10 protein-coding genes are annotated in these 11,163 nt (G+C 66.8%); 6 read left to right on the top strand and 4 right to left on the bottom strand.

Annotated features, from left to right (window positions below):
* Nucleotides 1-1,446: 1,446 nt before the first annotated feature.
* Nucleotides 1,447-2,925, bottom strand: a complete 1,479-nt coding sequence (locus OTB20_RS40945) for a calcium-binding protein (RefSeq protein WP_267824996.1) — start codon at nucleotides 2,923-2,925, stop codon at nucleotides 1,447-1,449.
* A gap of 718 nt (nucleotides 2,926-3,643) precedes the next feature.
* Between OTB20_RS40945 and OTB20_RS40940 the strand changes: the two genes are divergently transcribed.
* Together OTB20_RS40940 and OTB20_RS40935 are read left to right on the top strand one after the other, a co-directional pair.
* Complete coding sequence (locus OTB20_RS40940) at nucleotides 3,644-5,632, top strand: MDR family MFS transporter (protein WP_267824995.1); 1,989 nt, start codon at nucleotides 3,644-3,646, stop codon at nucleotides 5,630-5,632.
* Nucleotides 5,633-6,334: 702 nt separating this feature from the next.
* Nucleotides 6,335-6,763 (top strand): hypothetical protein, encoded by a 429-nt coding sequence (locus tag OTB20_RS40935; RefSeq protein ID WP_267824994.1) that lies wholly within the window; start codon nucleotides 6,335-6,337, stop codon nucleotides 6,761-6,763.
* Between the two features lie 36 nt (nucleotides 6,764-6,799).
* On the opposite strand, the gene tpg is transcribed toward OTB20_RS40935, so the two are convergent.
* Entirely contained in the window at nucleotides 6,800-7,354 is a 555-nt protein-coding gene (gene tpg, locus OTB20_RS40930; RefSeq protein WP_267824993.1) for a telomere-protecting terminal protein Tpg, read from the bottom strand.
* A gap of 928 nt (nucleotides 7,355-8,282) precedes the next feature.
* Here tpg and OTB20_RS40925 point away from each other — a divergent pair.
* The 4 genes from OTB20_RS40925 (at nucleotide 8,283) to OTB20_RS40910 (ending at nucleotide 10,257) form a co-directional block, all read left to right on the top strand.
* A complete protein-coding gene (locus tag OTB20_RS40925) occupies nucleotides 8,283-8,801 on the top strand; it encodes a hypothetical protein (protein ID WP_267824992.1) in 519 nt (172 codons plus the stop codon).
* A 125-nt stretch (nucleotides 8,802-8,926) separates the two neighbouring features.
* Nucleotides 8,927-9,373, top strand: coding sequence for a hypothetical protein (locus OTB20_RS40920; protein ID WP_267824991.1), 447 nt, complete (start codon nucleotides 8,927-8,929; stop codon nucleotides 9,371-9,373).
* Nucleotides 9,355-9,759: a transposase family protein gene (locus OTB20_RS40915; RefSeq protein WP_324290481.1), complete on the top strand. Its 405-nt coding sequence runs from the start codon at nucleotides 9,355-9,357 to the stop codon at nucleotides 9,757-9,759. Before OTB20_RS40920 ends, OTB20_RS40915 begins: the two co-directional genes overlap by 19 nt.
* Nucleotides 9,760-10,017: 258 nt before the next feature.
* Nucleotides 10,018-10,257 carry a hypothetical protein gene (locus OTB20_RS40910; protein ID WP_267824990.1) on the top strand — a complete coding sequence of 80 codons (240 nt, stop codon included), beginning with the start codon at nucleotides 10,018-10,020 and terminating at the stop codon, nucleotides 10,255-10,257.
* A gap of 76 nt (nucleotides 10,258-10,333) precedes the next feature.
* Here the strand turns inward: OTB20_RS40910 and OTB20_RS40905 are convergent, their stop codons facing one another.
* Together OTB20_RS40905 and OTB20_RS40900 are read right to left on the bottom strand one after the other, a co-directional pair.
* Nucleotides 10,334-10,510, bottom strand: a complete 177-nt coding sequence (locus OTB20_RS40905) for a hypothetical protein (RefSeq protein ID WP_267824989.1) — start codon at nucleotides 10,508-10,510, stop codon at nucleotides 10,334-10,336.
* Nucleotides 10,511-10,778: 268 nt separating this feature from the next.
* Nucleotides 10,779-11,163, bottom strand: a 385-nt coding sequence (locus OTB20_RS40900) for an integrase core domain-containing protein (protein WP_267824988.1), incomplete at its 5' end; no start/stop codon positions are given.

The following is an 11,163-nucleotide window of genomic DNA, read 5'->3' as shown; positions in this document are numbered from 1 at the left end:
GCGGGTACCCAGACGCTGCGCGTCTGGGAGAGAAACCATCGCGCTTCGCGCGATGGTGCCCCCCTCCGGGGGGCAGAGCCTGCGCTTCGCTCCGGGTCCCAGACGCTGCGCGTCTGGGAGAGAAACCATCGCGCTTCGCGCGATGGTGCCCCCCTCCGGGGGGCAGAGCCTGCGCTTCGCTCCGGGTCCCAGACGCTGCGCGTCTGGGTATGAACCGCCCCGCCTTTGGCGGGGTGTCCTTCCGCTGCGCTCCAGGACAGAGCCGGCCCTTCGGTCCGGGGGTCTTTCGCTTCGCTTTGGTCTGCCCGGGGTTCCGCTGCGCTCCACCCCGAGTAGACCCGCTCCGCCGGTCAGATAACCGCGCTCCGCGCGGCCGCGGCAGGACGGCCCTCCGGGCCCAGGTCCTGCGCTTCTCTCCGGACTACTCCGCGTCCCGCTGAAGCGGAAGCAGAACCGTCGCACCCCGCTGCCAACGGACAGCCGAACGGTGCTTCCGATGCAGGCCGGGGTTCTGCGCCACCCCGTACGACTCCACCACAAAGTCATAGGCGTCCTCCACCGCGCCGGCCGCCCGAAGACCACCCTCTACGCGGTCCACGACAGTGGCATCCCGGCGGTCCAGGCCCCGACCCATCCGACCTTGGTTCACGTTCATGCGCCGTGCCACCCTTCGTAGAAGTTCCTCCTTCCGTTCTACGCCCCACCCCACCCCAGGATCGCCCACCGATCAGCGGAACGGCCGGACTACGCCCCACAACCAGTAAGCGGAACCACACCCACCCCAAAACTTGTGGAGACCACACCCGCCAGAAATGATTCAATCTGAACCACAGATCAAGACAGGAAAACACACCACACACCAACCCACCACCCGACCACACACACCGTCGTCGCCGACCAGCGAAACTGCACAGTACTCAACCAACCTACGCCAGGAACAGACGCCCTTCGTAACCGAGAGTTACCCGCACCGCTCCGTGGTGCGGAGGCGAGGCCCCGCGCTTCGCGCGAAGCGAGCCGGCGCCCGCTTCGCGGGCCTTTGACCCCGGGGTCTTCCGCTTCGCTCCAAGACCCCGGGCTGAGCCACTTCGCGCCTCAACATTCCCGCAGGCGCTACGCGCCCACGGGAACTGACCCCGTTACACGGGGTTCGGGCCTACGGCCCATTCGATGGATCCGCTCCGCTCCCCGCCACCATCACTCGCAAACCATATGCAACTGGTCAACACCCCAAACTTTAGGGTGAATTACACACACAACCCCCGACCCGCCCGTCCACAAGGACGAACCCCACCCCCAGCAAAACAGCCACAACCACCCCCAAACACCAAAGCAGGGCCGCCGCCCCTCGGCGACAGCCCCACTCACATGCCCACAGACCCCTTCAGACAGTGCTCACACACCCAGCCCACACTCACACGAGCCCTGACACTTCAACCAACCCAACTACGGATTACAACTCGCCCCCACCGCAGGACTCGTGCAGAAGTCGATACCCGACCCACCATCACTGGTGTTCACACCAGCTCCACCATCGAGGACATCATTCCCCGCACCACCCGACAACTGATCGTTACCAGCCTCACCACGAATCACGTCATTACCGTCATTGCCGAACAGCTGGTCGTTGCCCGCTCCCCCGTTGACGATGTCATCGCCCAGACCACCCTCGATCCGGTCATCACCATCACCACCACGCAGGAGGTCGTTACCGCCTTCACCGCAGATCAGGTCGTCACCACCCAGACCATTGACAATGTCATTACCAGCACCAGCGAAAATGATGTCATCACCTGCCGTACCCGTAATCACCTCACTACCAGACGTACCACGAATCACGTTAGGACCAACGGCGGGAGCATTCGCGCAGGTAGCAGGAGCGGTGTAGGTGACGATGATGACGCCGTTGCCGGGAGTGGGGCGGTCATCCGGGCCGGCCGTACCGCCGGTGGGTACACGACTGGAACCACCACCACCACCCCCACCACCAGCAAATGGGCCGACCGGGGACGCAAGATTCCCGGCGCCGCCTCCGCCGCCTCCTGCCCAGCCGCCGCCTCCCCCGCCTCCCGTTCCAGCCCGACAGTCCGCTCCCCCTGCCGCTGCGCTTCCGCCGGTACCGCCGGTACCGACGCTACCGCCGGTGGCTGCGCTGCCGTCCGTCCCGCTCGAAACGGCGGGGCACCCCGGGTTGCCGGCCGCGCCTCCGGCGCCGGGAGTGCTCCCGATGGCGCCGCCTCCGCCCTGGCCGCCGATCGCAGGGGGCTGGTCCTGGCCGTCGCCGCCTGGCGCGCCGTCCAGCGCAGCCCCCCCACCGGGGCCGCCGGAGGCGACACTGGCTCCGGATCCACCGGCTCCGGCGCCCGCTCCGGCGATGAGGAGGGGGGACGGTTGCGCGGGACGGGAGATGTCGGAAGCTCCGCCACCTCCGCCGCCTTCCCGGTTACCGTTGGCGGCCACGCCTGCGTCGCCCCCGCCGTTGTACCCGCCCTCAGAAACGGTTGCAGCGCTACTGCAGTCGCCTGTCTGGCCTGCACCACCGACCCGCAGGACGAGAGTTTCGCCCGGGGTGACGGCGAGGGTAGCCCCTACATGGGCGCCACGGCCGCCCGAAACAGCAACGAAGAAGGGGCAGGCGTCACCTCCGCTAGCGCCGTAGGCATCCACGGCCAGGCTGGTAACACCAGCAGGGACGATGAAGTTTTGAGATCCACCGGTGTAGGCGTAAGTCTGAGTGGCGGGGACACCCGGCACGGCAGCCGCCGCGAACGTCCCACCAGCAGCGTACGCAGGCACCCCCACACCCACAGCAGGCAAACACAACACAGCAGCAACCACAGACGAATACCGTGCCACCGAGCACGCCCGAAGCAGAACACCACTACGCGAACCAGAACGGAGAGGGAGTGTCACGGCATATCCCATTCTCTACAAGGATGAAGCAGACCCCCAGGCCCCCAACCTGAACCTCCCCCACACCACCAACATTGATGACAGCGCGTCAGGTCCAGATCAAGCCCGGGCACCCCATCCTCGGACCCACCACAACCAACACCACATAGACAGGCCCGCACACAAGACAAATTCCCCCCAACCGGACGAACAAAGCCGACGCCGACCGGTCAGAAAAGACCGAGACCCACACCACCCACAAACACACCACACCCAATCCCCGAACAAACCACCCGAATCCGGTACCAATAGACACACGGCCTCACCACCGCTCCCGGCCGTACCCCGGCCCGGCCCCCACCCGCACACCTCTCAACACCCGGGCAGGAACCGGACCGGGGAACCCACACCCCACCACCACCGCCACCCCGCCCGGGATCGGCTCGAGGGCAACGCCACGTCGTCCTCGTGTTGAGCGCCGCAGCCAGACGGGTTCGACGGCCGGCCTTCGTCAGCACGCGAACGAGGAAGGGCACGCGAAAACTGGCGAGGCCGCGTCGCGGGCCGGGGGTGCAAGAGAGCGGGGACGGCCGGCGCCCACCAGGCCGGGAAACGGGCCACTGCGCCGCACGGGGGATTGAGCCCGTCTCAGCGGCTCGGCTTCCCTCGCCCCGATCCGGGGAGGGCGAGCATGACGATCTGTCCGCCGCCTGTGCTTCATTCCCCTGTCAGGGGCGCTACGGAGACGTCCTTGTCATCACCTGCCCGTGTCCGGCTCGACACCCGCGACAAGCTGGTGCTGTCCGCGCTGATCCTGATCATGTTCATGGCTTCCCTGGACTCGACGATCCTGGCCACCGCCCTGCCCACCATCGCCGGCGACCTCAAGGACCTCCAGCACCTGTCGTGGGTAGTGACCGCCTACCTGCTCACGGTCACGAGTTCAGCCCTGATCTGGGGCAAGATGGGGGACCTCTTCGGCCGCAAGCACGTCCTGCAGACGGCGATCGCCGTCTTCCTCCTCGGCTCGGTCCTCTGCACGCAGGCGCAGACCATGACCGAGCTGATCTCCTTCCGGGCCCTGCAGGGGCTCGGAGGGGGCGGAATGCTGGTCGTCCCACAGGCCGTCCTCGCCGAACTCGTCGGCCCCCGGGACCGTGGCCGCTACCAGATCTACGTCGCGGGGGCGGGAGCCTCCGCCTTCATTCTCGGACCGCTCCTGGGCGGACTACTGGTGGAGCAGGGGTCGTGGCGATGGGCCTTCTACCTGAACGTGCCGCCCGGACTCCTGGTCTTGGCGCTGCTGACCTACTGCCTACGCCACCAGCGGGCCAGAAAGCAGCCCTCCGGCGACATCGACTACTGGGGAAGCCTGCTGATCGCCACCTGCGCGGCCGCACTGACCCTGCTGGTCACCTGGGGCGGCGTCATCTTCGCCTGGTTCTCTCCCCAGATGCTCCTGCTCTTCGGCGCCGCCACGGCCCTGGCAGTCCTGATCTGGTGGGTCGAACACAGACACCCCAACCCGCTGCTGCCCTTCCGAATGGTGCGCGAACACGTGTTCCGCATCGCCGTCCCACTCACCTTCTGCTTCTGGATCGTCGAGTCGGGCACCGTGAACTATCTCCCCCTGTACTTCCAGGCGGTGAGGGGCTCCTCCCCAACGGTCTCGGGCATGCTCCTACTCCCCCTGACCCTCAGCGCGATACTGGCCTACACACTCAGCGGCCGGGCCATCTCACGATGGGGCCGCTACCGTCCCTTCCCCATTGCCGGGGCCTCGCTGATCGCCACCGGACTACTGCTGTGCGTCATCCTGCGCAGGGACGCCTCACCGGCAGCCTACGGAGCCGCCCTCGTGGTGATGGGTCTGGGATTCGGACTCGTCTCCCAGATCGTCCTCATCGCCGCCCAGAGCGCATGCGCCTATCAGGACGTGGGGGTCACCACCTCGGCAGTGCTGTTCTTCCGCAACATGGGCAGCGCCGTCGGGGTGGCACTCTGCGGCTCAGTTCTCAACCGGAAGCTCATCAAACACCTGAACCGCGAGATCGACGCCGGAGAGTTCACGGCCGTGGAAACCGAACGCATCCGCAACGGCGAGTCCCTCGCCACCAACAGCCTGGCCCACACCGCCCGGCAGGCATATGTAAACGCCTACGAACTCGCCATCGAGGACGTGTTCCTGACCGGGCTGGCCGTGTCCCTTGTCGTTCTGGCGCTCGCCTACGCCCTTCCTGTCGTTCCACTGCGCCATACGATGACGGCTACCGGTGCACGCAAAGACACCCCCGTCATTCCCTCGCCCCCCGTCGGCGACGCCCACGTACGGCAGGCCCTGGAAGACCTCGCCCGCGGCGGCCTCCAGCCCCTCCGGAACGCAGCCGAGGCACACGCCCAGCAATACGGAATCTCCCTCGACGAGATCTGGCTCCTGTGCGCCGTCACCCACAGAGGCAAGACCGACACCAGACACCTCACCCAAGTCCTCGACGCCTCACCAGAAGCACTGAACGCCCGCCTACGATCCCTGCAAGCCAAAAAGCTCCTAAACTCCGATACCCACCAGACCCAACCCGCCCCGCTGGGCAATGACCTCGTCGAAGCCCTCTCCCGCACACTGCGCGCGCAGCTCGAACCACCAGCCCCCACTGGACCCGCCCCCCTCGACCTGCGCCCCTACACCCTGGAAATCCTCGCAGAAGGCAGCCCCTTCCGCCCCCCGCGCCCACCGGAATAACAGTGCGGGACCACGACCCCCAAGAATGTGACGCCGGAGTACGAGTACACCCCCACCCCCACCCCCGGTCACCCCAACACCCACAAGCCGCACAGGCCACACAGGCCGCACGCCGGGGAGAACCCTCCCCACCACCCGCAACCACCACCCCACAACAATCGTTCACCACCCCCCCCCCCACCTCTCCTCCCCCGAGACATCCAGGGCCCTGCACGGCTACCCCCCACCGGCAGAGCCCCCGGCATGAAACCAACCCACCCCAACACAACAAGCCCCACCCCCGCCCGATCTGTCGGTTTTATGGCGAGGGCATAAACAGCGAGAACAACGACTTCCCGGAAGCAGCAATCCGGAACCTGCACAACACGCCAGTCACTACCCGGGGCCGTGGACATCACTGCTGCACCGGCCCCCTTACCCCCTTCGCAAGGGTCTTCCTAAACTTCCCTCCGTGCCCCGCACGGCCCTGGGATCGTGGCTCCATGGACACCACCACCCCCACCTGGGCAGCCACAACCCAGAAGGCTTGGACACGGTGAGCGCCAGCTGGATCCTGAACGGCGCGGGGCGGGGGTCACCACCCCCACCTGGGCAGCCACAACCCAGAAGGCTTGGACACGGTGAGCGCCAGCTGGATCCTGAACGGCGCGGGGCGGGGGTCACCACCCCCGCCTGGGCAGCCACAACCCAGAAGGCTCGGACATGGTGAGCGCCGGCCGTTCCCGGGTCTGGCTGCGCGTCGGCCGGGTACGGATCCGGGCCGACAAGGTCACCGCGGTCACCCCGGCAGAGGGTGACCTCCACCTCCAGGTCACCGGCCACCCCGGCGGCCTGGTCCTGCATCTGCCGCCCGGCCCGCCGCGCACCGGCCGCAACGGACACCCCGTCGACTGGGCAGACGAACTCCTTCACGTCATCGAGCAAGCTGCGGCTCAGCCGGTCGGCACGCTCATCACGTTCGCGGCCGTCAACCACTACCAGGCCGCCGGCTTCACCGCACACTCGCTGACCGGCGACGAGCGCCGCCTCATCGAACCCCCGCTGCTCCCCGTCCCCGACCTCATCCCCCCGCGTCCCGCCCCCGCGCACTGGGCAACCCCGCGCGCTCCGCGCGACTCCACCGCAAGCTGACCCGAGCCCGCACACGCCCCACCGAGCGGGCTCGGGTCAGAGGTTCACCTCGATGTAGTCGATATCGGTGAACTCGACCAGGAGGCCCTGGGCGCGGGCTCCACCGTCCTTGAAGTACGCCTCCTGGAGGCCTTCCGCAGCCAGAGCCTGAAGCTGGGCTTCGGTAGCACCCGCGTCCTGAGCGGCGAACAGCCGGCCCGCGACCTCCGGCGCCAGGTGCTGGGTGATCCGGCGCATCCGCCCGTCATCGCTCGTACCGGGGGCCGCGGTGAACCCGAAGCGCGCGCGGGTCTCGATGACCAGGCCGGTCTGCTTTGCGGCCTTCTCCCGGGCACGCTTGCGCACCAGGGGCTGCCACCGACGGTTGACCTCAGCCGCTATGCGGTCCGCAAGCGCGGCCTTCGGGGTCTTGATCTGGTTCTTCACATACCGCTCCACCGTGCGCTGCGAGATGCCGAGCAGCGCAGCCACCACCTTCGTGCTCTTCTCCTGCTTGACCAAGTAGCGCACCTGAGCGCCCGCCGACTTCGGAATGGGCCGACTGAACGCAGCCTGCCCCGCCCGGTCCAGACTGTCCCCGACGATCCCCATAACCCCTCAATCTCTGTGTCCGCCGTACCCGAGCAACCCAAATCCGCACGCGCCCCGCCGAGCGCCCATCAGGCAGCGACTTGACCGGAGGGGGCCAAGAACACCTACGGGGCGCACAGCGGCTAAAACGGTGCTGGTGTGCGCCGTTCCCCAGCTCCGGCTTCCCCTACGGCCGCGATGGCTGCCGCGCGGGCGGCTTCCCACTCCGTGCCCACACAGGCACGGCCGATCTCGGCCTTGATACGGCAAGCCCCGCACAAGCCCAGGGTCTGAACGGGCCGGCCGCACGGGCCATCGCGCCCGGGGCAACCACCGTCCTCGGCAACGTGAGCAGCAATGCCGGCCATCGCCGCAGCCGCAGTGCAGTCCGAACAGATCCCCTCATGCTCCAAACGCCGACCACAACCGGTGACGCACTCCGGCCACTGCACGCAGACCGGACACAGGCCGAGTCCAGCCGCCGGGCCGCACCCCGCGCGATGGCGACCCTCCGCAACCTCGCTGTCGGCCTCATCACACCAGGCCGGATGGACCAACATCGCCGCCGCCACCGACCACTACCCGTCACGCACCGACCACGCACTCCAACACTCGATCTTGAGACGTGAGAACGCATCAGCCCTGACCCCGGCACCCTGCTGACCAGCATCAACTCGTCACAGCGCAGTAACTACAGGCCGTGTCATTCTGGAGTCCATATGACGGTTCAGTAGCTGTGGACGCAGCCCACTTTCGGGTCAATTTCAGCTACGTGCCCGCTGACGCGCTAGCGTTCACTTTCGTCAATGACGTGAAAGGAAGCTCTGGTGAAGAATACGGTCCGTGCGGCGCTGGGCGCCATCGCCATGATGGTAGTCGCCCTGCCTGGTGCTCTGCCCGCGCATGCGGACGAGGTCGGCGACAACGGGAACAGGCTGGCACGTTCATCGTGAACACGGGTGACAACAACACCATCACCGGACGGGACAACCTCGTCGGGTCAGGACATACCGCCGGCAGCGGCCACACCGTGTCACAGGGACAGAGCGGCCTGGGTAACGGCACCTACGTTACGATCACATCAACCCTCTCGAACAATACGAGTCAAGCGTTGACGCTACTCCGTGCGGTGATGAATGGAAGCGAGTTCAACTCGCAGTTCACCAATTACCCTCCGCAGACAGTAGCCGCTAACACTCAGGCCAGCTGGCGAGTCTCTGAGACACACAAATTCCAATCAACATTCTCTTCCGACGTCTGGTACAGAGTCAACGCGAGCACCGCGGTCAAGTTCCATGCCTCCAACCCGTGCATCGGCTACAACTCGGCAGGATGCGACTTTGTATCCGCCAGCGATCTGACAACTCCCGCGAAAACCCCCACCGGCTATACATGTTCGCATTCCATCGACGACACCGGAGAAAACCCCACTGCACGCTTCACGCTGACGGGTCCCAGCGCCAGCTGAAGCGGCTCGCGGAGCGGGGCTGGCTGCACCGCACCCCGGCAGGCCGTTATACGACCAGGCCGGGCCAGTAGACGTGACCGGATCACGGCGTACCCGGCGGGCCCCCAACACAAGTTGGGGTGTCCATGTCGAAGAACTCCCAGCACGTCGAGGGCCCTGACCAACTGGTCTACCAATGCCGCCTGCCGCTGTCGAGCACCACCCTGGGCCTGGTCGCCGGCCTGATCCGCCAGCATCTGAAGAAGACCCAATCCCGGTGGCGCAAGCTGCCGCCCGGCCGCATCGCCCTGCTCGTCCTGGCCGTGCTCCGCCACGACCAGCGCCTGGCGGACATCGCCGGCGCCAACGACGTCTCCGCCTCCACCCTGCGGCGCTGGCTACTGGAAGTCATCGGCCTGCTCGCCGCCCGCGCCCCGCGCCTTGACCGCGCCCTGAATAAGGTCACCCGCACCGGTGGCGAGGCCGTCCTGACCGACGGCACCCTCGTGCGCGCCAGACGCCGCACCGGGAACGAGAACGGCCGAACTGCAACGGGAAACACAAGGCCCACGGCCTGCTGTTCCTCGCCCTGACCGACGAGAAGGGCAACCTGATCTGGATCTCGACGGCCCGCCCGGGACGCTCCTCGGAGATCACCGCCGCCCGCCACGACCACATCTGCGCCCACCTGCGCGCCGCCGACCTCGGCGCCCTGGCCGACCTCGGCTTCACCGGCCTGGACGACGACCCCGACCACCCCCTGATCGTCACCGGCCTCAAAGCGACCCGGGGCCACCCCCTCACGCCGCCCAGAAAGAGGCGAACAAGCTGGTCAGCCGCGAACGCGCAGCCAACGAGCACGGCTTCGCCGTACCTGAAGAACTGGCGCATCCTCACCAAGATGCGACTGTACCCCCATCACGCCACCACGCTCCTGCGAGCCCTGCTCGTACTGACGAACGCCGAAGTACAGCGCTGACGGGCGATCACCTCCTGCCGATCACACCCCGGACCAGCATGAGCACCCCATCAACGCCGCACACCAGCCCCGTGACCAGCAACTTCAAGATGAAACGAGCCCATTCCTGGAAGCAGCAGTCCGGAACCTGCACGGCCGCCGGGAGAGCACGGACCTTGACCAGGCAAGGCCCCCCAGACGGCCACCGACAGCAAGCCCCCGGTCAACGACAAAGCAGCCGCCACCCCCGCTCGAGGCGCCGGCTGACAAGGTGAGGACATGAACAGCGAGAACAACGATTCCCTCGAAGTAGCCGCCCAGAACCTGCGCGACGCCCTGGAAGCCCTGCACACAGCCCGCCGGAACCTGACCCAAGCCACCCTGACCGCCTACGCCAACGGGGAACCCGTCACCCGGATCGCAGAACGCACCGGCCGCACCGAAACCTGGAACACCCTCGCCGTCCACGGAATCACACGCGGCACACACCTCAACGGATCCCCCCAACTCACCCCCTGAAAACCACACCCGCCGCGGGAGCACTGAACCGTGAACTATCTCCCCCTGTACTTCCAGGCAGTGAGGGGCTCCTCCCCTACGGTCTCGGGCGCCGAGGGGGAAAGTCCGCCCCGGCGGTGCGCTGGGCGGCGTTGAGGGCGTGCTGGAAGCTGATCCGGGCGGGAGGGATGGCGGCTTCGGTGGCGCTGTCGGTGGCCAGATGCCGGACGGCCTGGTAGACGCAGAGCATCGCCCACAGTTCCTGGGCGACCATCTCGGGGCTGTTCGAGCGCAGGGTGGGAGTGCGTCCGCCGCGCTGCTCGGACCTTGATCGACCGGTAGATCGTTTCGCTGGTCCAGCGGCGTGAGTAGAGCTCGGCGAGTTCTTGCGCCGGAGCACCGGCCGGGTCGAGCAGGGTCGTGATCAGGCAGAACAGTTCGGAACCGCTTTCCTGCCCGGTGCCGTCGCTGGTCGTGTGCACGGTGTACTCAATGAGCATTTTCAGCGGTTGAGGTGACCCCCGGAGTGTGGACACAGGGGTTCATGCTGCGAGTGAGAGTTTAGTTGTCTTGTGGTGCTGCTGTTCGAACTCCATCGGGGAAAGGTAGCCGAGCGCGCTGTGGCGTCGGCGGGCGTTGTAGTAGATGAGCCACTCGAAGATCGTCAACCTCGCCTGCCGCATCGTCGAGAACAGCTTCCCGTTCATCGTTTCTCGTTTCAGGCCCTGCCAGAAGCTCTCGGCGAGGGCGTTGTCGTAACTCGAGCCGACTCTGCCCATGCTCCTGCGGATGCCGTACTGGCCTCGATCCTTCTGCGGCGTGATGACCTCGGTCGACTTGGCGTTTCGCCCTATTTGTCCCGTGTGGTCGGGTGTGGGGCCGTCGCGTAACGCTGCGGGTGCGCCGGGGTTCCACGTCTCCCGGGGT

It is taken from the genome of Streptomyces sp. H27-H1 (assembly GCF_026627445.1).
Lineage (GTDB): Bacteria > Actinomycetota > Actinomycetes > Streptomycetales > Streptomycetaceae > Streptomyces.
Note: the sequence above shows the minus strand (reverse complement) of the source record. Positions and strands in the feature narration are given on the sequence as shown.